Origin of the sequence: Providencia sp. PROV129 (assembly GCF_028482245.1) — a bacterium.
GTDB classification, from domain to species: domain Bacteria; phylum Pseudomonadota; class Gammaproteobacteria; order Enterobacterales; family Enterobacteriaceae; genus Providencia; species Providencia vermicola.
On record NZ_JAMPQD010000021.1, the window covers coordinates 93,953 to 118,547 of the forward strand.

18 protein-coding genes and 2 tRNA genes are annotated in these 24,595 nt (G+C 38.9%); 13 read left to right on the top strand and 7 right to left on the bottom strand.

Annotated elements, in window-relative coordinates:
- The first annotated feature begins 209 nt into the window (after positions 1 to 209).
- Entirely contained in the window at positions 210 to 1,517 is a 1,308-nt protein-coding gene (gene gltP / locus PSF27_RS15745) for a glutamate/aspartate:proton symporter GltP (protein ID WP_206082318.1), read from the top strand.
- A gap of 830 nt (positions 1,518 to 2,347) precedes the next feature.
- Here gltP and PSF27_RS15750 read toward each other — a convergent pair.
- Complete coding sequence (locus PSF27_RS15750; protein ID WP_272681853.1) at positions 2,348 to 2,851, bottom strand: AAA family ATPase; 504 nt, start codon at positions 2,849 to 2,851, stop codon at positions 2,348 to 2,350.
- A 79-nt stretch (positions 2,852 to 2,930) separates the two neighbouring features.
- Here PSF27_RS15750 and PSF27_RS15755 point away from each other — a divergent pair, with 79 nt between their 5' ends.
- The gene (locus PSF27_RS15755) at positions 2,931 to 3,281 is read left to right on the top strand and encodes an SH3 domain-containing protein (protein WP_272539631.1); all 351 of its coding nucleotides are present in this window, start codon (positions 2,931 to 2,933) and stop codon (positions 3,279 to 3,281) included.
- Positions 3,282 to 3,560: 279 nt separating this feature from the next.
- Here PSF27_RS15755 and PSF27_RS15760 read toward each other — a convergent pair.
- Both PSF27_RS15760 and PSF27_RS15765 read right to left on the bottom strand, forming a co-directional pair.
- A tRNA-Thr gene (locus PSF27_RS15760) sits at positions 3,561 to 3,636 on the bottom strand.
- Positions 3,637 to 3,641: 5 nt separating this feature from the next.
- Positions 3,642 to 3,729, bottom strand: a tRNA-Ser gene (locus PSF27_RS15765).
- Positions 3,730 to 3,942: 213 nt separating this feature from the next.
- On the opposite strand from PSF27_RS15765, the gene rcsD reads away from it, so the two are divergent.
- The gene (rcsD, locus tag PSF27_RS15770; protein WP_272681854.1) at positions 3,943 to 6,618 is read left to right on the top strand and encodes a phosphotransferase RcsD; all 2,676 of its coding nucleotides are present in this window, start codon (positions 3,943 to 3,945) and stop codon (positions 6,616 to 6,618) included.
- Between the two features lies 1 nt (position 6,619).
- Complete coding sequence (rcsB, locus tag PSF27_RS15775; protein ID WP_206082322.1) at positions 6,620 to 7,270, top strand: response regulator transcription factor RcsB; 651 nt, start codon at positions 6,620 to 6,622, stop codon at positions 7,268 to 7,270.
- A gap of 63 nt (positions 7,271 to 7,333) precedes the next feature.
- Here rcsB and rcsC read toward each other — a convergent pair whose 3' ends face one another.
- Both rcsC and gyrA read right to left on the bottom strand, forming a co-directional pair.
- Positions 7,334 to 10,177: a two-component system sensor histidine kinase RcsC gene (gene rcsC / locus PSF27_RS15780; protein WP_272539633.1), complete on the bottom strand. Its 2,844-nt coding sequence runs from the start codon at positions 10,175 to 10,177 to the stop codon at positions 7,334 to 7,336.
- Between the two features lie 160 nt (positions 10,178 to 10,337).
- Positions 10,338 to 12,938, bottom strand: a complete 2,601-nt coding sequence (gene gyrA / locus PSF27_RS15785; protein WP_272539634.1) for a DNA topoisomerase (ATP-hydrolyzing) subunit A — start codon at positions 12,936 to 12,938, stop codon at positions 10,338 to 10,340.
- A gap of 286 nt (positions 12,939 to 13,224) precedes the next feature.
- On the opposite strand from gyrA, the gene ubiG reads away from it, so the two are divergent.
- The 4 genes from ubiG to yfaE all read left to right on the top strand — a co-directional run bounded on the left by ubiG (position 13,225) and on the right by yfaE (position 18,011).
- Positions 13,225 to 13,947: a bifunctional 2-polyprenyl-6-hydroxyphenol methylase/3-demethylubiquinol 3-O-methyltransferase UbiG gene (gene ubiG / locus PSF27_RS15790; RefSeq protein ID WP_206082325.1), complete on the top strand. Its 723-nt coding sequence runs from the start codon at positions 13,225 to 13,227 to the stop codon at positions 13,945 to 13,947.
- 358 nt (positions 13,948 to 14,305) lie between these two features.
- Complete coding sequence (gene nrdA / locus PSF27_RS15795) at positions 14,306 to 16,597, top strand: class 1a ribonucleoside-diphosphate reductase subunit alpha (RefSeq protein WP_206082326.1); 2,292 nt, start codon at positions 14,306 to 14,308, stop codon at positions 16,595 to 16,597.
- Positions 16,598 to 16,608: 11 nt separating this feature from the next.
- Entirely contained in the window at positions 16,609 to 17,745 is a 1,137-nt protein-coding gene (gene nrdB / locus PSF27_RS15800; RefSeq protein ID WP_225818901.1) for a class Ia ribonucleoside-diphosphate reductase subunit beta, read from the top strand.
- A 2-nt stretch (positions 17,746 to 17,747) separates the two neighbouring features.
- Positions 17,748 to 18,011, top strand: a complete 264-nt coding sequence (yfaE, locus tag PSF27_RS15805) for a class I ribonucleotide reductase maintenance protein YfaE (protein WP_206082328.1) — start codon at positions 17,748 to 17,750, stop codon at positions 18,009 to 18,011.
- Positions 18,012 to 18,086: 75 nt separating this feature from the next.
- Here the strand turns inward: yfaE and PSF27_RS15810 are convergent, their stop codons facing one another.
- On the bottom strand, positions 18,087 to 19,427 hold the full coding sequence (locus PSF27_RS15810) for an anaerobic C4-dicarboxylate transporter (RefSeq protein WP_206082329.1): 1,341 nt from the start codon (positions 19,425 to 19,427) through the stop codon (positions 18,087 to 18,089).
- A 421-nt stretch (positions 19,428 to 19,848) separates the two neighbouring features.
- Here PSF27_RS15810 and tyrP point away from each other — a divergent pair, with 421 nt between their 5' ends.
- Together tyrP and PSF27_RS15820 are read left to right on the top strand one after the other, a co-directional pair.
- Positions 19,849 to 21,057: a tyrosine transporter TyrP gene (gene tyrP, locus PSF27_RS15815; protein WP_404462827.1), complete on the top strand. Its 1,209-nt coding sequence runs from the start codon at positions 19,849 to 19,851 to the stop codon at positions 21,055 to 21,057.
- A 342-nt stretch (positions 21,058 to 21,399) separates the two neighbouring features.
- Entirely contained in the window at positions 21,400 to 21,582 is a 183-nt protein-coding gene (locus tag PSF27_RS15820; protein ID WP_272681855.1) for a hypothetical protein, read from the top strand.
- A 151-nt stretch (positions 21,583 to 21,733) separates the two neighbouring features.
- On the opposite strand, the gene PSF27_RS15825 is transcribed toward PSF27_RS15820, so the two are convergent.
- The gene (locus PSF27_RS15825) at positions 21,734 to 22,276 is read right to left on the bottom strand and encodes a YfaZ family outer membrane protein (RefSeq protein WP_206082332.1); all 543 of its coding nucleotides are present in this window, start codon (positions 22,274 to 22,276) and stop codon (positions 21,734 to 21,736) included.
- 327 nt (positions 22,277 to 22,603) lie between these two features.
- On the opposite strand from PSF27_RS15825, the gene PSF27_RS15830 reads away from it, so the two are divergent.
- From PSF27_RS15830 to PSF27_RS15840, 3 genes are all read left to right on the top strand, one after another.
- Positions 22,604 to 24,046, top strand: coding sequence for a catalase (locus PSF27_RS15830; RefSeq protein ID WP_272681856.1), 1,443 nt, complete (start codon positions 22,604 to 22,606; stop codon positions 24,044 to 24,046).
- Positions 24,047 to 24,243: 197 nt separating this feature from the next.
- Positions 24,244 to 24,351 carry a hypothetical protein gene (locus PSF27_RS15835; RefSeq protein WP_272574094.1) on the top strand — a complete coding sequence of 36 codons (108 nt, stop codon included), beginning with the start codon at positions 24,244 to 24,246 and terminating at the stop codon, positions 24,349 to 24,351.
- Between the two features lie 38 nt (positions 24,352 to 24,389).
- Positions 24,390 to 24,524, top strand: a complete 135-nt coding sequence (locus PSF27_RS15840) for a DUF805 domain-containing protein (RefSeq protein ID WP_272681857.1) — start codon at positions 24,390 to 24,392, stop codon at positions 24,522 to 24,524.
- Positions 24,525 to 24,595: the final 71 nt, after the last annotated feature.

Consider the following 24,595-nt stretch of genomic DNA (forward strand, 5'->3'; position numbering starts at 1 on the left):
CACAAGAATTTACATCAAACACAGAATCATCACAATTAATTGACTTTAAGGCTACTTATTTAACAAAAGTAACGAATTGATATAAATTACCCATTGAAATTACTCAAATAAATCGAGTTAATAGTTGTAGTTTTCTCGAATATTCGTTATAAAATTTACGATAATAAAAAAGCATACATAAAAAATATTAATATAAATGAGATTTCATTATGACATTAAACCAAGTGACTAATAAGAAGCCCTTTAAATTTGGCCTAGGATGGCAAATACTGATTGCTCTTATTTTAGGTGTTATTGCTGGTGCACTTTTGCATGACAATACAGAGTACAAAGATTGGCTTATTTTAAATATCCTTTCTCCCGCGGGTAAAATATTTATTCAGTTAATTAAAATGATCGTTGTGCCCATTGTTATCTCAACGCTCATCGTGGGTATCGCTGGTGTCGGAAATACAAAACAATTAGGTTCTCTCGGTTTCAAAACCATTCTCTATTTTGAAGTGATTACCACAATCGCCATTATTGTTGGTATCTCCTTCGCAAATATATTTCAACCGGGTGTTGGTATTGATATGTCTCAACTCACCCAAGTCGATATTTCTCAATACGAAAAAACGACACAAGAAGTCGAAAGTCATCCATCAGGGATTATCAATACCATTCTCACTTTAGTCCCTAGCAATATTTTTGCTGCGATGGCAAGTGGTGACATGCTCCCTGTCATCTTTTTTGCAGTTATCTTCGGTTTAGGGCTGTCATCTTTACCCGCTGAGAAAAAACAACCACTGCTTGATGTGTTACAAACATTTTCTGAAACCATGTTCCGCGTGACTAATATGATCATGATGTATGCACCAATCGGGGTATTCGCATTGATCTCAGTCACCGTTGCAAACTTTGGGTTCTCATCATTAGTCCCATTACTTAAATTGGTTATTCTTGTGCACTGTGCAATTATTTTCTTTGCTGTGGTGGTATTAGGAATTGTTGCGCGTTATTGCAAAATTAATATCTTCACGTTAATGAAAATATTAAAAGATGAGCTCCTATTGGCCTATTCCACAGCAAGCTCTGAAACTGTGCTTCCACGCATTATGGATAAAATGGAGAAGTACGGCGCACCAAAATCTGTAACCAGTTTTGTTATTCCTATCGGTTATTCATTTAATCTCGATGGCTCCACTTTATATCAAAGTATTGCAGCAATATTTATCGCCCAACTCTATGGTATTGAATTATCCATAGGCCAAGAGCTGATACTCGTATTTACCCTGATGATCACGTCAAAAGGTATTGCAGGCGTTCCTGGTGTATCATTCGTTGTACTACTTGCGACATTAGGCAGTGTTGGGATCCCATTGGAAGGCCTTGCATTCATTGCAGGTGTTGACCGTATTTTAGATATGGCACGTACTGCTCTTAACGTTGTTGGCAATGCATTGGCCGCTCTCGTTATTGCTAAATGGGAACATAATTACGACATCAAAAAAGCACGTGAGTATGAAAGTACCTTTTAATTCAAAATATAAATAAGCTATTACAATGATGCCCTCTCTGACAATTAGATAGGGCATCATTTTCTAAAAAAATACAAGTCTAGAATATTTTCCCTTACGCATTCATTATAACAATATTTTCTATATATATTTAAGATATCTTTAACACTAGTTACATATACCTATTTCTTTCTTTTATTTTATTTTTTTAAATAATTTACCTTTAGTCATTGGAACTTTATTGATATCTTAACTACGCTATAAATCTTGCACTAAGTATTTCGTATATTTGTTAGTCTGAGCAGGAAAAAATGAATCAAATAAGAAGATTTCTTTTATTTTTAAAGGTGCTTCAACACCTAATGGTAATTTTTGTATTTTCATTATCCTATTTTATGCTACACAGCTGGTTCTAACAAAAAAAGCCTCGTCATCTAACGAAGCTTTTCTTTATTAAAAATAAAATAGGTAATTTAACTTATTATTGAAAATTAATTTTTAACTAAAAATATCTATTTTCAATACGCAATGAAATTTATATTTTCACTGCACCAATATCTTAATACCTCATCCCCTTTCGACCATAACTATAAGCAAGACCATTGCCCATCACCGATACCACCTCTGAGCCTAACGTGATTTCCTTTACCTTTAATTACTTTACAAAACTTAATTTAATTTTAACTATCACTTGCAAAAAATGACGCTCATTCGCGTATAACTAATTCTATGAGTTAATCCTAGTAGTACCATCCCTTTTAAGCCCCAACACCAGGGGCTATTTTTTTAGCCAATATTGATAATTTGTTTTCTCTTCCTCAGAGCCAGTCAATACTAAGAAGTGACATTAATTAGGTACCTTTGAAAAGCTTAACAATGTCAATCACACATAAATTATTGCGATTTATAATGACTTTCTTTGCATGAAATTCAGGGTGTAAGGCAAAAAAGGCCTCTAATCGAGATTCAAATTCTTTAGTAAAGTACAATAACTCGCAAGTGTTTTTCCACGTTTCTTTTGGTTGTGTCCTCGCTATACGTGCCAATAAGAAACGTTTTATAATCCGAGTGGTACAAACATGATGTGGCTTTTTTAAATGTATGATTAACATGGAGTCATTAAAAAATGGCAAAAGTCGTTTGTCATATGCCCCCTCAACTATCCATTTATCCTGTGACAATACATTTGAAACCAAAGAATTAATAATAATTTGGGTATTTTTGTGGTATTCCCCTCCGCTTTTATCCCAATAAATATCATCATAACTGTATAGTGAAATATTAAATTCCTTAGACAGTTTTTTTGCTAACGTTGTTTTACCAACTCCCGATGTACCTACAATACAAATTTTCATTCTTATTCTTTTAGTTACGTTTAAATTAGACTATAAATGGTTAGTACCGCGCTATGTTCAAAATTTGAGACTACAAATAATGCGTAAATTTACTGTCGTTAAATCACATATTTCAGAATTCCCTAACCCTATACATTTTTGCAAAGGGGATATTCTGTCTGTCGGTGATGAATATATCGGAGATGAAGGGTGGGAGAATTGGTTAGAATGCCGTTTTAATAACCTACAAGGCTTTGTTCCTAAGCAAATCATCCAGCTTATTGATTCCAAGTCTGCCATTGCAATTGAAGATTACACTGCATTAGAGCTTAATGTAGTTACTGGTGAAACACTCACATCCACACGGGAAATCAATCAATGGATTTGGGCTAAAAATAGTAAAAACCAAGAAGGTTGGGTTCCGCTTTGCCATCTGCAAGAAGAACTTTAAGCATTAAAGCATCTCTTGATTTTTTTATGCTTTATAACAACAGAAATTCGCTCATTTTATTGCATTTCTTAAATTAAATCCCACTTCCCTACAGGCTTTAATGGTTAAAAAGCGACATGCTTAGTACTAAATCATCTTGCTGAGCATGCAAAATGGAGTAATAAACTGATGTTATACGACGACACAAATATGGCGCAACTACTACTTAGTGTGTTGTAATTATACAGAGAACTAAAAAGAAAAAACCCGCTAACTTTTTCAAGTTAACGGGTTCTTATTTGGTGCCGGCTACCGGAGTCGAACTGGTGACCTACTGATTACAAGTCAGTTGCTCTACCAACTGAGCTAAGCCGGCTAATTTGGCGGAGAGATAGAGATTCGAACTCTAGGATGGTTACCCATCGGCGGTTTTCAAGACCGCTGCCTTCGACCGCTCGGCCATCTCTCCATGGGGCGCGATTATGGAGGAATCTGACCTCCTTGTCTACCCCCGAAAGTAAAAAAATTGCTTTTTTTAATTCATTTGGCTAATCTTCACTCAATTGTTCTCATTTTACCAAGAAAAATGGTAATATCTGTGCAAAATCGGAGTCTACTAGTACTCTAGGCGTATGATTTTTAATCTAATAATAAATTTGCCGATGGGATCGCGTGCTCGAGTATGTACAGACAAACATTATTAAAACCAAATGCCCTTTCACGCATTTTTGCGACATTTATTTTACTGTTAGTTGTGATACTTTCGTTATCACTTTTTAACTACTATCAAGAATGGGTAAAAAGCCGCCAAACTGCACTTCATAGCATGGCAACTAGGTTAGCCTATCAAATTGAAGACTACCGTTATCAAGCAAGTCATATTTATAAACTTGCTAACGATAAATCACACGTCTCTGCAAATACCCCTCTTTCCGCGATGGAAATACGCCATGATATTTATTGGTTGACTAGCACCAACCAAACTTTAGATGCCATTGTATTCGGGCCAAATAAAGCCACCAATAATGAACTCGCAACTAAACTAGCTAACTACATGGAGATCGTTTGGGGGGCAAGAAATGAATATAACTCCATGTATTACCTAAATGGGTTAGATAACACTTTAGTTCTTGTGACCACGCATTCCGTTCTAAAACCTGAATTGCGTTTCAAAGAAAGCTATCTAACACTCACGGCGGAAGAAAAACGCGCCGACATGCTAGCTCAGTCCACATTACTTGACCGACGGGAAATCATCTCTAACGTACAAAAATACTCCCCTGAAAATGTATATTACTATACATACCGACTGATGTTTAATTCACCAGGGCAATTAACCAGTGTTATATCATTTGATATTTCGATGAATTCATTGATTCCTTCTTCATTAGATGGCGACTTCTTCACAATAAACTCTCGCCCAACTAGCACACTGGGCCCTGAAACCAATACCACATTAATGGGAACAAACCTTATATTTTCACAACCAATAGACGGCACTCCCTATCAGCTTTATTATCATATTTCGTTAAAAACGATTATCTTTCATCTTATTAGCTATAACTTTTGGCTAATTGCTTGCATGATAGCCATGATTTTTTTAGCGGTATTAACGCTACTTTTCCTACGTAAGCGTTTGATTTCACCGAACACATCCATGCTGCAGGAGCTCCAGTTTAAAGAGTCACTGAATAACGATATCATCAGTCATATATCTTATGGGATCTTGGTTTACGATTTTAATACCAACACGAAAATCCTCAGTAATAATCTTGCTAATCAGCTATTACCTTCAATGGATCTCGCTCACATAAAAGAAATGGCCATAGATAACCATGATTTTATTCAAGTCTCCATAGAAAATAATATCTTCGAAGTTGTACTCGTAGAAAATGACGCAATGCCTAATGCCGCACTCTTTATTATTATGGATAAAGATAAAGAGGTTTTGACGCAAAAACGCCAAGAACTCGCAATGCGTGAATATCAAAAAAATATTCAAATGCGCAAAGTTGTACTTGAAAATATGTGTCATGAAATTTTACCCGCACTGTCAGCGCTGGAATTACAATTCTCTCAGTTAACACAACCTACTGACCCTAGTGAACTATCCATACTACAAGAGATTGAAAATCAATTAATTACAATTCATTCTTGGTTTAATAATATTGAACTTCTTAACCAATTAGAGTCACAGAAAACCTCTCTCAAACCTGAGGCAATTTCAATCAGTCAATTGATCAACCAGTTTCTCAAGAACAATCTATCGAAAATCAATAATAAAGGTCTATCGCTCTATTTCCATAACAATGTAAATCCAGAGTCCCTAATTGAAGTAAACCCTATATACCTACAAAACTTTTTACAACTAATTTGGGAATATTCTCTTGTCACAACCTCTTTTGGAAAGATCTCATTCACGCTATCTTATGATACAGAGAAACATATTATTTCTCTCAATATTAGAGATAGCGGTACAGGCTTGAGTAATCAAGAGCTGAGTAATCTGCAAAATCCGTTTAGTGCGCAAACTGTTAAACCAGCACAATTTACGCGCTCAGGAATGGCACTCTATTTATGCAAATTGTTGGCAAAAAAGATGAACAGCACGCTTTCTATTCGCTCAAGTACTGCGATTGGAACACATTATGAACTTTCACTGCCTGCCATTAATGAATCTATCGAGCATGAATACCCTGCACTATTAGAAGATGTGTACATTCGTTTAAATATCCATAATGCAGACATCTCTCGTATAGTAAGAGGTACACTGTCAAACTACGGTGCTGAATTTCTTGATTTAAGCGAAAGCTCAGCCCAATCAGATTGGGATTTACTCATCACGGATAACAATGAAGAAGCGTTTGAATATACACTTAAAGTTGACGGAAGTATCACTTCAATAAATGAAGTTAATCATAATTATATTGAAGCTAACTACAATTTTGCAGATGAACTGATTGATGCGATTTCTTTATTAATAGAAAATGCCAATACCGATAGCAGTAATATTAATGAAATAGCTCTACCTGATGAACCTTTAGCCACTACAGAAAAAGCGATTGCGGCATATCAATTTGCTTTGGCACAAAGCGGTTATCGAGATTTGTTCATCACAACAGTACCGATAGATATTAATAAACTGTATAATAGTGAAAGTGTTGAGGATTTAGCCGAATTGAAAAACACTGCACATCGTTTAAAAGGAGTTTTTGCTATGCTCGAATTTACAGTTCTTCATAAACTTTGCGAGGACTTAGAACACTACATAGCAGATAAAAACGGAATTGAAATAAGAAATTGCATTAGAGACCTGGATAATTCAGTCAAAAAACTAATGCCAGAAGGTAACCAATAATATGAATAACCTAAATGTCATTGTTGCCGATGATCATCCTATTGTTCTTTTCGGTATTCGAAAGTCACTTGAGCAGATCGAATGGGTGAATATCGTAGGTGAGTTTGAAGATTCAACCTCTTTGATTAATAACTTAGCGCGCTTAAATGCTGACGTTCTAGTTACTGATTTATCTATGCCAGGTGATAAATATGGCGATGGTATTACACTAATTAAATACATTAAACGCCACTATCCTGACCTTTCCGTTATTGTTCTGACCATGAATAATAACCCAGCTATCTTAAGTGCTATTCTTGAGCTGGATATTGAAGGCATTGTTTTAAAACAAGGTGCGCCTGCAGACTTACCAAAAGCGCTTGCGGCTTTACAAAAAGGTAAAAAATTCACACCTGAAAGCGTCAGCAAATTACTCGAGAAAGTTAATGCAAGTGGCTATGGTGACAAGCGTTTATCACCAAAAGAAAGTGAAGTTTTACGCTTATTTGCAGAAGGTTTTTTAGTCACGGAAATTGCTAAGAAATTGAATCGCAGTATTAAAACAATCAGTAGCCAGAAAAAATCTGCGATGCTGAAGTTGGGTGTAGAAAATGATATTGCACTACTCAATTATCTCTCATCGGTGAGTATTGATAATTCTCCTTCCGAATAAGGCTTATCAGCCCATCTAAACGATAAAAACCCGATTGCGGGTTTTTATTTTTTATTCATTACGTTAACAAAATTGAATAAGTGTTTCACGCAAAATTGCAATAGTTGTTGGCTTAGATAAACACTCGTTCATCCCTGCATCAATACAGCGTTGTTTTTCTTCTGCCATTGCATTAGCGGTTAATGCAATAATCGGTAATGTTTCCCCTAAAAGTCGTAATTCCTGAGCCAACTGGTATCCATCCATATTGGGCATATTCACATCTGATAAAACGATATCTGCACGGTTATTTTTCAAATACTTAAGCGCATCAATACCATCAACTGCAGTGCTTGTACTAAAACCAATACTGGCAAGTTGCTCACTCAATAACATTCGGTTAATTGGATGATCATCAACAATTAAAACATGATACCCACTCAATCGACAATCCGCTTCAATAGGCTCATGAATATTCTGATTCTTTATATTTTCTTCTGCAACTTTAACTAACCACTTATCAATAAGTAGCGGTAGCTTATCTAATTGATAAGTATTATAAATCCACTCATTTGGCTGAGCCTCATAAAACTCTCCTGCATAGCAACTTAAAAGCCTGATTTGGTAACGGCTCTGTACTGAAATTGTGTCAGTAAAATCAGTGATGAGTAGGTCATAAGCCTTCTGTGTATCAATATCATTCCCAGTGACTACGGAAAATTCAGCATGTTTGAGTAGGCGTGACAGAAAACTCATCAAAAATTCATTTTTACACGAGACGGCGATTTTATAATTTGCGCGATATTCAGGTATATTTTTTTGAATATATTCTTGCCCATATAATGGAATACGTATAATAAAGGAACTTCCGAGACCATGCTGAGAACTCACCTCCATATCCCCATCCATCAAGTTTATCAATTTTTCACAGATAGCTAATCCTAACCCTGTACCTTTATGGCCCGTGTTATTTTGATCATAAACTTGAAAGAATGGATCAAACAACTGCATAACAACCGCATTAGTCATACCAATTCCTGAGTCACGGATTTCAATTTTTAAATAATTATTATCTTTCCAAACATGGAGCAAGACGAAACCTGAATGGGTAAATTTAATACTGTTGTTCACAATATTAGAGACCACTTGTTGTAACCGCACTGAGTCATTCAATATCAAATCAGGGATATCAGGCTCAATATATGAATACAGTGAAATTCTTTTTTTCGATACCAATGGCAGGTAATTCGCTAATACAAAGGCAAAAACGTCTCGACAATTGAATAGTTTATTTTCAATTTTAAGTTGTTTAGATTCAATTTTAGAAAAGTCTAAAATATCACTGATAATTTGCAATAATAATGCAGAGGAATTATCCATTGTAGAAACTAAGCGAGTTGCTTTCTCTGATAACTCATAACGTTGTAATAATTCAATATTTCCAATGATCCCATACAGCGGCGTTCTTAATTCATGGCTCACTGTTGCCAAAAACATCGATTTAGCATGGTTCGCCTGTTCTGCTGCATCCGCAACATCTTGCAGTGATTTTTCCATTTGTACACGGATGCTAATATCTATCAACACACAGATCGCCACATCTTCGTTTTGATATCGAGAATTTACGAAGCTAATTTGTAAGTGAGTTCCGTTGGTGGTCACAACATCAATATAATTACTCGTTTTTTGGCGAATGATCGTCAAAACTCGCTGCTTGTCATCATCATTAAGCAGTCTAAAATAATCGTGTGCAAGTTCATTACTCAGTATGTTCCCGCCATCCGTTAACCTTAAAATAATAATCCCAACAGGTGCTGACGCAACAATTTTATGATTAAACTGTTCATGTTCTTCTAAGCGAATAGCGGTGTTCGCTGCAGGTTCTAACATTTTTCTTTCAAGCAGCCAAATCAAAAAAAATAGCAAAACCGCAGTAAAAATATTTAGCATCGCGCCATAAAATATAGTGCTTTCAAGGTTGGATAAAATCTCGGACGTCGGAATTGAAAAGAAAACAGTGAGTTGTGCAGGTAATAACCGTTTTTTAAAAATGAGTTTTGAGTAATCAGAATTAAAACCAAAGAATGAGGGCTCCGCAATCGCCAACAATGCTGAATTTTTCGGGTTGACCTCTGCTGACGAGTATAAAACAGGTTGATTATGGGAATTTACCACCATGATTTCGATGGATTTATCTTTGCTGATATTAAATTGATTTAAATTTATCGCACGCTCAATACCGATAAACCCTGTCACAGCTCCCTGGTTTTGAATCGGTTGGATCAAATAAACTTGGCCATTATCAGGTTGTGCACCATGTACGATAGTATATATATTACGCTCTTTACCTTGTGATTTTAGACTTTGGTAAGAGTGCGCACTTTCATAACCAACCTTTTTGAGCGTCTCAATATCAGAAACCGTCGAACGAATTGGATAGTCCACTAAGCAATAACTTTGGGAGCCAATGACAAAAACGTGATTCAATCCTTGAGGTACTGCAATACTCTCTTTCCAAAAATAATTTAGTTGTTCAAAAGCCAGTAAATACCCCTGAGAACGGTATTGAAAATAATCACAATCAGAATTTAGCGTTAACTTATAGTAAGAGTAATTTACTGAGCCAGGTAATGTCATAAATTCAGGCTCATTTTCATTTAAATTTTTATACCTATCCAATTTAATCCGATGCTGTTCTGTCATGGATTGGATAGCTTGTAGCGTTTCACCTGTTTGTTGAATATACGATTGTAAGCTTTCAAAACCTGAATGGAATTGCTGACGAATATCCGATTTGTATTCATTAAATTGAGAATAGAGAAAAAATAATGTAATAAAGGCACCCATGCCCCATAACATCAATCCAAGGATACGAAAAAGATCCCGGGACAATCTTAATGATGTTTTAAATGAGGGTAAGTATCTCAAGTGTCTTCCTAATTATGCGTTATCACAACAGCGAATTATACTCGATTACAATATTAAAAAACGATAAACATGAAAAGGAATAAAATAGATAGTTCTATGGAAGATAAATAAAACGGGCAGCCATTTCCGTGCTGCCCGTTATATCGCTTAAAGGCGTTGTTTATTCTTGATCGTTGATATTTGCATCATCAGCACCATTTTCGTCGGTGCTTTCATCTGCATTCTCATCATCTTCAGTCTCAGCAACACGCTGTAATCCAACAACCTTTTCGTTTTCAGCCGTTCTAATCAAGGTAACACCTTGTGTATTACGGCCCACAATGCTCACTTCAGAAACACGAGTACGAACTAAGGTTCCCGCATCCGTGATCATCATGATTTGGTCAGTATCATCAACTTGAATCGCACCCACAACGTTCCCGTTACGCTCACTCACTTTAATGGAGATAACACCTTGAGTTGCACGAGATTTTGTTGGATATTCCGCTTCTTCAGTACGCTTACCATAACCATTCTCTGTTACGGTTAAGATGTGCCCTTCACCACGTGGAATAATTAAAGAAACAACTTTATCGTCGTCCATTAATTTAATACCACGAACGCCCGTTGCGGTACGACCCATCGCACGCACTGCATCTTCAGAGAAACGAACGACTTTACCTTGAGCAGAGAACAACATGACTTCATTAGAACCATTAGTTAAATCTACACCAATGAGTTCATCCCCTTCATTGAGGTTCACGGCAATAATACCTGCACTTCTTGGACGGCTAAAGTCTTGCAGAGGGGTTTTCTTCACAGTACCGCTTGCGGTTGCCATAAAGACAGTATAACCCTCTTCGTACTCCCGTACAGGTAAGATAGCTGTAATACGCTCATCTTGCTCCAGTGGCAATAAGTTAACAATAGGACGGCCACGCGCACCACGGCTAGCTTCAGGTAATTGATACACTTTCATCCAATACAAACGACCACGGCTTGAGAAACACAAAATGGTATCGTGAGTATTCGCGACTAATAAGCGCTCAATAAAATCTTCATCTTTCGTTCTTGCAGCTGATTTACCTTTACCACCACGACGCTGTGCTTCGTAATCAGACAATGGCTGATATTTCACATAACCTTGGTGAGACAAAGTAACAACGACATCTTCTTGATTGATAAGATCTTCGATGTTGATGTCAGCGGTGTTTTCGGTAATTTCAGTGCGGCGCGGATCATTGTAAGTATCGCGAATAATTTCTAATTCTTCGCGGATCACTTCCATTAAACGCTCAGGGCTTCTTAAGATAAACAGTAGTGCCTCAATTTGCACTAACAGCTCACGGTACTCTTCCAGTAATTTCTCGTGCTCAAGACCCGTTAATTTTTGCAGACGTAAATCAAGAATCGCTTGTGCCTGTTGTTCAGTCAGGAAGTATTGACCATCATGAACACCAAATTGCTCTTCAAGCCACTCTGGACGCGCTGCATCATCACCTGCACGTTCAAGCATAGCGGCAACATTGCCTAAATCCCAAGAGCGTGCAATCAGCCCCGCTTTTGCTTCAGCTGGCGTTGGTGCTTTACGGATTAACTCAATAATTGGGTCAATGTTAGCTAATGCAATAGCCAATGCTTCAAGGATATGTGCGCGATCACGCGCTTTGCGCAATTCGAAGATCGTACGGCGTGTCACCACTTCACGGCGGTGGCGAACGAAGGCAGCGATGATATCTTTCAGGTTTAGAATTTTTGGTTGGCCTTGGTGTAAAGCCACCATATTAATACCGAAAGACACTTGTAATTGAGTCAATGAATACAAGTTGTTCAGAACAACTTCACCCACTGCATCGCGTTTTATTTCAATCACAATACGCATACCGTCTTTGTCCGACTCGTCACGTAATGCGCTGATACCTTCAACACGTTTTTCTTTGACTAATTCAGCGATTTTTTCAATCAGGCGTGCTTTATTCACCTGATAAGGAATTTCGCTAACAATAATGGTTTCGCGGCCATTTTTTTCGTCAACCTCAACTTCGGCACTGGCACGGATATACACCTTACCACGACCCGTTTTATAAGCGTCGATAATACCGCGACGACCATTAATAATGGCCGCAGTTGGGAAGTCTGGCCCTGGAATATGTTCCATTAAGCCTTCAATACTAATATCTTCGTCTTCTATATAGGCAAGACAACCATTAATTACTTCGCCTAAGTTGTGAGGCGGAATATTGGTTGCCATTCCGACAGCAATACCTGACGAGCCATTAACCAGTAGGTTAGGGATTCTCGTTGGCATGACTTCAGGAATTTGCTCTGTACCATCATAGTTTGGAACGAAATCTACGGTTTCTTTTTCAAGATCCGCCAGTAACTCATGGGCAATTTTCGCCATACGGATTTCCGTATAACGCATTGCGGCTGCGGAGTCCCCGTCAACCGAACCAAAGTTCCCCTGACCATCTACCAGCATGTAACGCATAGAGAAAGGCTGAGCAAGACGAACAATTGTCTCGTAAACAGCGCTATCACCATGTGGATGGTATTTACCGATAACGTCCCCGACTATACGGGCAGATTTTTTATAGGGTTTATTCCAATCATTTCCCAATACATTCATCGCAAAGAGGACTCTACGGTGTACTGGCTTCAGTCCATCTCGAACATCTGGAAGTGCACGGCCGACAATAACGGACATTGCATAATCCAAATACGAGCTTTTCAGCTCTTCTTCAATATTGACTGGGGTGATTTCTCTGGCAATCTCGCTCATGGAACCACTGTCCCTCATAACTTCGGATTCAAAGAGTAGAACTATACCACAATTCGCCAATTTAATAAAAATAAGAGACGGGTATTTGTCTTTCAAGCTATGTATAATAGCGGAAAATTAAGTTTATGTGTCCGAAACTTGTGGGATTATTCATTAATAACTGCCTTAAGTGCATTATTGTCTAGATTATGACCATCAATGATTGGCGGACACCTATAACTGCGCCTAATTCGTCTCATCATAAAAGGCAATATGCAGTCATAGGGTTAAAATAGGAGTTTTATCAATGAGCGATACCCAAGCACCGACATACTTAAATGTCGATAAACAAGAAATCGAAAAATTTGAGTCTATTGCATCCCGTTGGTGGGATTTAGAAGGGGAATTTGCCCCGTTACACCGTATTAACCCATTGCGTCTTGGTTATATTATGCAACGTGTAGATGGCATTTTCGGTAAAAAAATTCTTGATGTCGGTTGTGGCGGCGGTATTTTATCTGAAAGTATGGCGCGTGAAGGTGCGGATGTTACAGGACTTGATATGGGTGCAGATCCGTTAATGGTCGCTCGCTTACATTCTCTCGAATCGGGTATTCCCGTTGAATATGTTCAAGAAACCGTTGAACAGCATGCCGATAAACATCCACAAGCTTATGACATTGTCACTTGCATGGAAATGTTAGAACATGTTCCTGACCCACAATCTGTCGTGAGAGCTTGCGCTAAATTGGTTAAACCTGGTGGTCATGTTATTTTTTCAACCATCAACCGCAACAAAAAAGCGTGGCTGATGGCAGTCGTTGCCGCCGAATACGTTATGAAGATGGTTCCAAAAGGTACCCATGATGTGAATAAGTTTATTCGCCCTTCTGAACTCATCGGTTGGATTGACGGGACACAGTTAAAAGATAAGCATATCACGGGGTTACACTACAACCCTATCACTGACAAGTTCTGGCTGGGGCCAAATGTAGATGTGAATTATATGCTTCATACAATTAGTGAGTAGCTAACTAATCACGAAAAGAATAAATCGCAATCAGTACGTTTAAGAAATCAGCAAACGGTCTACGTTTACAAAATTTATTTTAGTCATCATGTCGGAAGCCTTTTTTTTATTAGTCCCTTTTACCATGCAGCTTACCGACATGATCATTTTTCTTATCCAACCAGTTATCCACAAGATCCCTCAGATTTGTTCACTTGATAAAATCGCATATTAACATTATCTTGTTATTGTCTACTCAACAAACTACTACATATAGTAGTGAAGCTAAACTAAACAGCACTAGACTCATGGTATTCAACCATGAGCTTTTTTATGTTTGTGGCACACTATTTGTAGTTCAACCAAGGTGTACTTACTCATGAACCAGAGTCTGTTAGTCACAAAACGTGACGGACATAAAGAACGCATTGATCTCGATAAAATCCACAAGGTAATCACCTGGGCTGCGGAAGGCCTAAGTAACGTATCTGTTTCACAGGTGGAGTTACGTTCTCAGATTCAGTTTTATGATGGGATCAGAACATCTGATATTCACGAAACGATGATCAAAGCAGCTGCCGACTTGATTACTGGTGAAACACCAGACTATCAATACCTTGCTGCACGTCTAGCTATCTTTAACTTGCGTAAAAAAGCCTATGGCCAGTTTGAGCCGCCTGCACTCTATACGCACGTAAAACGCCTTGTTGAAATGGGCAAGTATGATAAGCATTTGCTGGAAGACTACACGCAAGCAGAGTTCGAGCAAATGGACGGTTTTATTGACCATTGGCGTGATATGAATTTCTCCTATGCAGCCGTTAAACAGCTCGAAGGAAAATATTTAGTTCAAAACCGTGTAACGGGTGAAATCTACGAAAGCGCACAGTTTTTATATATTTTAGTGGCGGCGTGTTTATTCTCCCATTACCCAAAAGAAACGCGTTTAGACTACATTCGTCGTTTCTATGATGCGGTTTCAACATTTAAAATCTCTTTGCCAACGCCAATCATGGCGGGGGTACGCACACCAACTCGTCAGTTTAGCTCTTGTGTCCTGATTGAGTGCGGTGACAGCCTTGATTCCATCAATGCGACATCAAGTGCAATTGTTAAATACGTTTCTCAACGCGCTGGAATTGGCGTAAATGCGGGCCGAATTCGCGCATTAGGTAGCCCAATACGCGGTGGTGAAGCATTCCACACAGGTTGTATCCCATTCTACAAACACTTCCAGACAGCGGTTAAATCATGCTCTCAAGGCGGTGTGCGTGGTGGTGCAGCAACATTATTCTACCCAATTTGGCATCTTGAAGTTGAAAGCCTGTTAGTCCTGAAAAATAACCGTGGTGTTGAAGGTAACCGTGTTCGTCATATGGATTACGGTGTGCAATTGAATAAATTAATGTACGAACGTTTAATTAAAAACCAAGACATTACCTTATTCAGCCCTTCTGATGTACCAGGTCTGTACGATGCATTCTTTGCTGACCAAGATGAATTCGAACGTTTGTATGTTCAATATGAACAAGATGAAACTATTCGTAAGTCCAGCGTAAAAGCCGTCGAATTGTTCTCATTAATGATGCAGGAACGTGCATCAACAGGCCGTATCTATATTCAAAACGTTGACCACTGTAATACACATAGTCCGTTTGACCCACAGGTTGCTCCCGTTCGTCAATCTAACCTATGTTTAGAAATTGCACTGCCAACTAAGCCGTTGAATAACATCAACGATGAAGAAGGCGAAATTGCATTATGTACGCTGTCTGCATTTAACTTAGGTGCAATTGATAGCCTTGATGAATTAGAAGAGTTAGCCATCTTAGCGGTGCGTGCTTTAGATGCCCTACTCGACTACCAAGACTACCCAATTATTGCGGCAAAACAAGGCTCTATGGGTCGCCGTACATTAGGTATTGGTGTGATTAACTATGCCTATTACTTAGCGAAACACGGTGTACGTTACTCCGACGGTAGCGCAAATAATTTAACGCACAAAACTTTTGAAGCTATTCAATATTATCTGTTAAAAGCATCAAACGATTTGGCGAAAGAACAAGGTGCATGCCCGTGGTTCAATGAAACGACCTATTCGCAAGGTGTATTACCTATCGACACCTATAAAAAAGAGCTCGATAAGTTAACCAATGAACCACTGCATTATGATTGGGAAGCACTGCGTAAAGATATTCAGACTTATGGCCTGCGTAACTCAACGCTGTCTGCTTTGATGCCTTCAGAGACATCTTCGCAAATTTCTAATGCAACCAATGGTATTGAGCCACCACGTGGCTACATCAGTATTAAAGCGTCGAAAGACGGCATCTTGCGCCAAGTGGTGCCAGATTATGAAAACTTGAAAGGGGCTTATGAACTGTTGTGGCAAATGCCATCTATCAGCGGCTACCTACAACTCGTTGGTATTATGCAGAAGTTTATCGACCAGTCGATTTCTGCTAACACAAACTATGACCCTACTCGTTTCGAGAGTGGTAAAGTACCAATGAACCAATTACTAAAAGATTTATTGCTCGCCTATAAGTTTGGTGTAAAAACACTTTACTACCATAACACCCGCGATGGTGCGGAAGATGTTCAGGGCGATCTGGAAGAAGTTGTTGAGTCAGCGGATTCCGATTGCGAAGGCGGCGCGTGTAAAATTTAATAGGAATTGTTATGTCACATACATATACAACGTTTTCACAGAAGAAAAATGACCAAATGCAGGAGCCGATGTTTTTCGGCCAACCTGTTAATGTGGCACGCTATGATCAGCAAAAATACCCGATTTTCGAAAAGCTGATTGAAAAACAGTTATCGTTTTTCTGGCGTCCTGAAGAAGTGGATGTATCACGCGACCGTATTGACTACAATGCGCTGCCAGATCACGAAAAACACATTTTTATCAGTAATTTGAAATACCAAACGCTGCTTGACTCTATTCAGGGTCGCAGCCCTAATGTGGCATTACTGCCGCTGATTTCAATTCCTGAGTTGGAAACATGGGTAGAAACGTGGGCGTTCTCTGAAACTATTCACTCACGTTCATACACGCATATTATTCGTAATATTGTGAATGACCCAGCGATTATTTTTGACGATATCGTTGAAAATGAAGAAATTTTAAAACGTGCGAAAGATATTTCGGGTTTTTACGATGACCTCATCGAAATGACCAACTACTATCACATGTTTGGTGAAGGCACACATAATTGCAACGGGAAACAAATCACCGTTTCATTGCGCGCGCTGAAAAAGCAATTATACCTATGCTTAATGAGTGTTAACGCACTGGAAGCTATCCGCTTTTATGTGAGCTTTGCCTGTTCATTTGCGTTCGCAGAACGTGAACTCATGGAAGGCAACGCAAAAATCATCAAACTGATTGCACGTGATGAAGCGCTGCACTTAACAGGTACCCAACATATGTTGAACTTGTTACGTTCAGGACAAGATGACCCTGAAATGGCAGAAATTGCAGCAGAGTGCGAACAAGAATGTTATGACTTGTTTGTGCAGGCAGCAGAGCAAGAAAAAGAGTGGGCCGATTACCTGTTCAGTGAAGGTTCAATGATTGGTCTGAATAAAGATATTCTGTGCCAATATGTTGAGTACATCACCAATATCCGTATGCAAGCTGTTGGTCTGAAGCTGCCTTTTGAAGCACGTTCTAACCCAATTCCATGGATCAATGCATGGCTGGTGTCAGATAACGTTCAAGTGGCACCACAAGAAGTTGAAGTGAGCTCTTACTTAGTTGGTCAAATTGACTCTGAAGTCAATACTGACGACCTGAGTGACTTCGAACTGTAATTATGGCTAGCCACAAAATCACCCTGCGACTCACGCAGGGTGTTCAAGTCCCCTACCATACAGAAGTTCATTCTTGCTTATTGGAAGCGCTAGAAGATAGCCGAGTACCTGTCGAGTATCAATGCCGTGAAGGTTACTGTGGCTCATGCCGTGTAACATTGTTGCGAGGAAAAGTAGGCTATAAGCGTAAGCCTCTAGCCTTTGTACAAGAAGGTGAAATTTTACCTTGTTGTTGCCATCCGCTTTCTGATATCGAGATTGGTTAGCATTATCAGCGATTGCACAGCTCTTCTATGCAATCGCTTTTAATCTATTTGTTCTTTATTAATTCGCCCTCGCTATTATAAATAGCCATAAAGCGCTGCAAATACCCAACCAAACACACAGGATACACCAACCCCTATTAACCCAGGTAAGATAAAGCTATGGTTGATGACGAATTTACCGATACGCGTCGTTCCTGAACGGTCGAATTGAATCGCCGCAAGGTCGCTTGGGTAAGTTGGTAAAATATAGTAACCATAACACGCGGGTGCTGATGCAATAATATACGCGGGGTCAACACCAATACCTAACGCGATAGGCACAACCGCGGCCAATGCCGCTGCTTGAGAATTAACAAACTTAGATACCAGTAATAAGATGACCGCATACGCCCATGGGAAGTCTTTCACTAAAGACCCCAGTGTACTTTTAATTTCATCCATATGGGCGCCGAACATGGTTTCTGCCATCCACGCAATGCCATACACCGCCACAATCGCAATCATCCCCGAGCGGAATACTTCATTTTTCGAAATTTGCCCTGGATTGGTTTTACAGATAATGATGATGAGCGCACCCGCCAGCAACATAAACATCTGAATAACTAAAACCATCGATAACGGCTTGCCATTGACTAACGGCCTTAACTCAGAAAATGCGCCGAGTAATGCCACAACCACAATTGATGCTAAGAAAATCCACATCGCGACCCAGTTGATTTTCGGTAATTTTTTATCCAGCAATGTCACACTGCCACCATACACGTAATCATGGTTTTCAGGGACCGAAATAAATTCTTGGAATACAGGGTCTTTATCGAGATCTTTCCCTCTGAACCAACTAAAAATACCAATGGCTAAGATACCAATTAAGGTTGAAGGAATAGTAATTGCCAGTAAATCAAGGAATTCAAGAGACTTGCCATTAATAGTCACACCGTTAAGCATGGCAACTAGGGACACAACTGCAACAGAAACAGGGCTGGCGATGATCCCCATTTGTGCGCCAATACTACTTGCTGCCATTGGTCTTTCAGGACGAATATTATTTTTAATCGCAGCATCGTAGATGATAGGTAAAATAGTGTACACCACATGCCCTGTACCACACAAAATGGTTAAGATACAAGTCACGAAAGGTGCCACAATAGAGATGTACTTTGGATTTTTCCGTAGTAATCGTTCTGCAATTTGTAGCATAACATCCAAACCACCTGATGCCTGTAACGTAGCTGATGCGGCAACAACAGCAATAATTACAAGCATAACATCAACAGGTGGTTTTCCTGGTGGTAATCCAAAACCAAATACTAAGATAACAAGACCTACCCCACCAAGAAGCCCTAATGCCATTCCCCCCTTTTTTGCCCCATAAAACAAGCAAACAAGGATAATGGCGAGTTGAATCATAAAGTCCATAGTTCCATCCTTTTATATGTATTTGCCTCCTATTATTGAGATGATTTTCAAGCATTAATTTGATTTATGATAATTTTAAAACCAATATAGTTTTATTTTTGTTGTGTTTATTTTGACCGCATCACACTATTTATCTTAAGTAACTGCGATACTAGCCAGTTCAAACAATAATTATGTAAAATCAATAAATTACATACCATTCCTTAACAAATAAGCCAAAATTAATTTACCTTTAGGTATCTTTATTCATCATTTTTTCTTTAGCTAACTAACCTTGATATTGGTCGGTTATTTATTGTTATTTTGCCTCTAATTAGTGTACAAATAAATTTACACCAACTGTAATTTACATTTGACACAATTCGCACAATCGCATAATCTGCATCACTTATTAATTATTCAGATTCAATTAGAGGAACTTGTGAAGAATCGTACTCTTGGCAGTGTGTTAATCGTTGCAGGAACAACAATAGGTGCAGGGATGTTGGCAATGCCACTTGCCGCTGCAGGCGTCGGTTTTACAGGCATCGTCTGTTTGCTTGTCGGGTTATGGATGTTAATGAGCTATACCTCATTATTATTAGTCGAGGTCTACCAACATAACCCTGCAAATATGGGGTTAGGTACTGTAGCAAAAAAATACCTTGGTCCAGCAGGACAAATCGTCACGGGTTTAAGCATGTTGCTACTGATGTATGCGCTAACAACCGCTTATATTGGAGGGGCTGGCGTATTGATTTCTGACAGTCTTTCATCTTGGTGGGGGATTACCATCAGTACCGAAGCAGCCATTATCGCCTTCACAATTATTGGTGGAGCTGTTGTATGTATTGGTACCCATTCGGTTGATTTTATTAACCGAATTTTATTTACCGCCAAAACAATTTTCTTAATCATCATGTTAGTTGTTATGATGCCACATGCTGAAGCGGTGAACTTAAGCACCATGCCTATTGAAAAAGGTTTAATTCTCGCCGCTGTTCCCGTTATATTCACCTCATTTGGCTTCCACGGTAGTGTTCCTAGCTTAGTTAACTATATGAATGGTGATGTGCGTAAACTGCGTATGATTTTCATTACAGGTAGCGCAATTCCATTGGTTGCATATATCCTTTGGCAGGTAGCAACACTTGGCTCAATCCCCTCAACAACATTTTTAGGTATTTTAGCACAAGAGTCTGGCTTAAATGGCTTGCTAACTGCCATTCGTGATGTGGTAGCAACACCACGAGTCAATATTGCTGTTAGCCTATTTATGGACTTAGCACTTGCGACTTCTTTCTTAGGTGTTGCTTTAGGATTATTTGACTACCTTGCTGACTTATTTAAACGCAGTAATAGCTTATTTGGTCGTATTCAAACGGGCTTATTAACCTTCGCTCCGCCATTACTTGCGGCACTGTTCTTTAGTAGCTTCGTGCAAGCCTTAACATACGCAGCTGTGGCATTATCTGTCCTTGCTTTAATTATCCCCGCCCTGCTCACTATGCGTGTTCGCAAGGTAGAAGATAAAGGTGAATACCAAGTTAAAGGTGGCATGCCTGTTTTAGCGATAGTATTACTCTGTGGTATTACTGTTATTGCTATTCAGTTCTCGATTGTTGCGGGTTTTCTACCTAACGTCGGCTAATAAATTGGTAAATTAAGCCGTAATTTGGATAACTTCAAATTGCGGTTTTTCTTTTATTTGTCATTCCCCTATTTCCAATAGCTTCCCTTCACTCTTTTATAGATCATATCAATCACGACGCTTCGAATATTGGCATTTAATATTTCAGTTCTCATTAAATGCTTATTATTGAAATTTATTTCTTTAATTACGTCATATACCGTAAATAATACTGAAAAGACAACCAAGCCACCTTGATTTACTGTTAACCAGAGGTTAATAAGGAAACTGTTAGACTCAACTAACTTTGAAGAAATCGTTCAAATTTTAGAGGAACAAACGGAACAACATAAGGAAACGATCATGAATATTGCACAACACCTACAAAATAAAGGCCGCCAAGAAGGTATTCAGCAAGGAAGAGAAGAAGGTATCGCTGAAGCCAAGATCACCATGGCAATCCAGTTGCTAAAAAATGGTGTTAGCCCTGAAATCATCATGAAAAGTACAGGGCTAAGTCATGATGTTTTGGCTTCATTACAATAACGCAATGAAAATCAACATGAATATCTAAGAAATCATAAACAAAAAGATAATAATTTGATTTAAAAGTATTTAATTGCAGCAAAATCAAGACCTATGCCCCTAGATGCAAATTACACAAGCAACCAAGGGCAATATAAACTAGGTTACAACGCTAGAATGAAAGACCAGCCCCTAAATAAAGACCATCTGCAATTTTTTCATTCGACTTGTTGTGTGAGCCTTTCATTTCAATTATACGATAGCCCGCATCAATAGATAACGGTTTAAATACCGTATAACGTGCGCCCGCTTTTGCTTCAACATAAGACTTGCTACCTGAAGTCAGTGACTCTGGTGCACCATAGGCTTCACCATAAATATTCAGTGAAGGTAGAGCCTGCCAGTTTAAACCACCACCCACAGCTAATGCTGCACCACTGCTGTTATTATCAGGGGATAAATATAAACCTTTACCGCCAACATAAGCAGAAAAAGGCCCAATAGGGAGACCAAATGTAGCGCCTAAACTGCCCATTTGACCATCATGGTCACTACGTGCCCAAGAACCATTAAACGCGAGGCCTGCATTTTGATTGCCTAAACCCGCTGATAATTCAGTATAGTGTTTGCCAGCTTGTGCGCTCACAGAAACAGCTTGAGCAGAATTCATAAAAAATGGGGACATCGCCGCCACTAATAACACCACTTTGCGCATTATTTTATCCTCTTTAAATTATTACCTACGGATATTACGCGATTTACACACGTTTCTCAGCCTTAATTACTCAGATTTACGCAACCTATTCAGCCAAAAGATAATTTCATCGCACCTAAGTCAGATTTAAATTTTAAATCTGTATCTTAAAAATCCAGCTTATCTCACATTCAATCACAGTAATTGGTTATATTAATTAGATAATCATATCAACAATTACTATACTGAATCATAAGTTTATTGTAGTGGTATTTTTGTTTTATTACAAAATAATAACTTTTTAGTTAGGTTTATGTAGTCATTAAATTCAAAATTAGGAGCGTTGTGATGAAGAAAAAAGGTCTTACGACTGCCTCTGGCGCACCCGTCGCCAATAATAATAATGTCATGACCGCAGGTAAACGCGGCCCAATGTTGTTACAAGATGTCTGGTTCTTAGAAAAATTAGCCCATTTTGACCGCGAAGTGATCCCCGAAAGACGTATGCACGCCAAAGGATCTGGTGCATTTGGTACATTTACCGTCACCCACGATATTACGCCTTATACCCGCGCTAAAATTTTCTCTAAAGTAGGTAAAAAAACAGAAATGTTTGCCCGTTTTTCAACAGTAGCTGGCGAGCGTGGTGCTGCTGATGCAGAGCGTGATATTCGTGGTTTTGCACTCAAGTTTTACACTGAAGAAGGCAACTGGGACATGGTGGGTAACAACACACCTGTGTTCTACTTTCGTGACCCATTAAAATTCCCTGATTTAAACCACGTCGTAAAACGCGATCCTCGCTCCAACTTACGAACAATGGAACATAAATGGGCATTTTTCTCCCAATTACCCGAGTCTTTACACCAATTAACGATCGATGCTAGTGACCGTGGTATTCCACAAAGCTACCGCCATATGCACGGTTTTGGTAGCCACACTTACAGCTTTATCAATGCCAATAATGAACGTTTCTGGGTGAAATTCCACTTCCGCTGCCAACAAGGCATCGAAAACCTTTCCGATGAACAGGCTGAACAACTCGTGGGGAAAGATAGAGAAAGTTCACAGCGCGATTTATTTGAATCGATTGAAAAAGGGGATTTCCCTCGCTGGAATTTGCAAGTACAAATAATGCCTGAAAAAGAAGCTTCAAAGGTTCCTTATAACCCATTTGACCTGACTAAGGTTTGGCCACACAAAGACTATCCATTAATTGATGTAGGATATTTTGAACTAAACCGTAATCCAGATAATTACTTTGCTGATGTTGAGCAAGCTGCATTTAGCCCTGCTAACGTAGTGCCTGGTATTGGTTTCTCACCAGACAGAATGCTTCAAGGGCGTCTCTTCTCTTACGGTGATGCTCATCGTTACCGTCTTGGTGTTAACCATCATCAAATTCCTGTGAATGCGCCACGTTGCCCATTCCATAATTATCACCGTGATGGTGCAATGCGTGTTGATGGTAATAGCGGAAATCATGTTACCTATGAGCCAAACGAAGCGGGTTTATTCCAAGAACAACCTGATTTTAGTGAACCACCATTATCTATTGAAGGTGCCGCTGACCACTGGGATCATCGTGAAGACCAAGACTATTTCAGCCAACCACGCGCATTATATGAATTATTAGATGATGCTGAACATCAACGCATGTTTAAACGTATTGCAGGCGAGCTAATTGATGCCACAGAAGCCACGCAAGTGCGCCAAATTGCGTTATTCAAACAAGTTCACCCAGAATACGGTGCAGGTGTTGAGAAAGCGTTGAATGAATTAAAGAAATAAAAATATACCACGACGGGTAATCTGCCCGTCGTATTTCGTTCCCTACCTCCCTTCTGTATTTACATTCATTAATTCAAGCGATCTACTCTCCCTACTTTAAATTTAGGTTAAGTAAAGACAAAGTGAATTGGTATTTGGATGTATTAAGAAATAACTATGCAAATTTTGAAGGGCGCGCTAAACGTAAAAAGTATTGGATGTTTACATTATTCAACCCGATTATCTTTTTGGTATTGATTATATTAATCAGTATTTCAATGGATAGCTATACAGGTGAAATTGGCAGTATCGGCTATATAGCTTAGGGATTATTGTACCAAGTATCTCGGTCACCATTAAACACTTGCACGATATAGACAAATCAGGCTGGTGGTATCTTATCTCATTTGTTCCTTTCGGTGGGATTGTCTTATTTGTTTTTAGCATTTTTGATGGTACTCCGAGTAATAATCGATTTGCTCCAGATCCAAAGGCCTAATTTTTTACTTATCAAGCCGATTCCTCGGCTTGATACTCTCAGTACAAGCAATATTGCCTACCCACAAACAT

Coding starts and splice junctions, on each gene's coding strand:
- gltP (WP_206082318.1), top strand. CDS start 210: ATGACATTAAACCAAGTGACTAATAAGAAGCCCTTTAAATTTGGCCTA.
- PSF27_RS15750 (WP_272681853.1), bottom strand. CDS start 2,851: ATGAAAATTTGTATTGTAGGTACATCGGGAGTTGGTAAAACAACGTTA.
- PSF27_RS15755 (WP_272539631.1), top strand. CDS start 2,931: ATGCGTAAATTTACTGTCGTTAAATCACATATTTCAGAATTCCCTAAC.
- rcsD (WP_272681854.1), top strand. CDS start 3,943: ATGTACAGACAAACATTATTAAAACCAAATGCCCTTTCACGCATTTTT.
- rcsB (WP_206082322.1), top strand. CDS start 6,620: ATGAATAACCTAAATGTCATTGTTGCCGATGATCATCCTATTGTTCTT.
- gyrA (WP_272539634.1), bottom strand. CDS start 12,938: ATGAGCGAGATTGCCAGAGAAATCACCCCAGTCAATATTGAAGAAGAG.
- ubiG (WP_206082325.1), top strand. CDS start 13,225: ATGAGCGATACCCAAGCACCGACATACTTAAATGTCGATAAACAAGAA.
- nrdA (WP_206082326.1), top strand. CDS start 14,306: ATGAACCAGAGTCTGTTAGTCACAAAACGTGACGGACATAAAGAACGC.
- nrdB (WP_225818901.1), top strand. CDS start 16,609: ATGTCACATACATATACAACGTTTTCACAGAAGAAAAATGACCAAATG.
- yfaE (WP_206082328.1), top strand. CDS start 17,748: ATGGCTAGCCACAAAATCACCCTGCGACTCACGCAGGGTGTTCAAGTC.
- PSF27_RS15810 (WP_206082329.1), bottom strand. CDS start 19,427: ATGGACTTTATGATTCAACTCGCCATTATCCTTGTTTGCTTGTTTTAT.
- PSF27_RS15820 (WP_272681855.1), top strand. CDS start 21,400: ATGAATATTGCACAACACCTACAAAATAAAGGCCGCCAAGAAGGTATT.
- PSF27_RS15825 (WP_206082332.1), bottom strand. CDS start 22,276: ATGCGCAAAGTGGTGTTATTAGTGGCGGCGATGTCCCCATTTTTTATG.
- PSF27_RS15830 (WP_272681856.1), top strand. CDS start 22,604: ATGAAGAAAAAAGGTCTTACGACTGCCTCTGGCGCACCCGTCGCCAAT.
- PSF27_RS15835 (WP_272574094.1), top strand. CDS start 24,244: ATGTTTACATTATTCAACCCGATTATCTTTTTGGTATTGATTATATTA.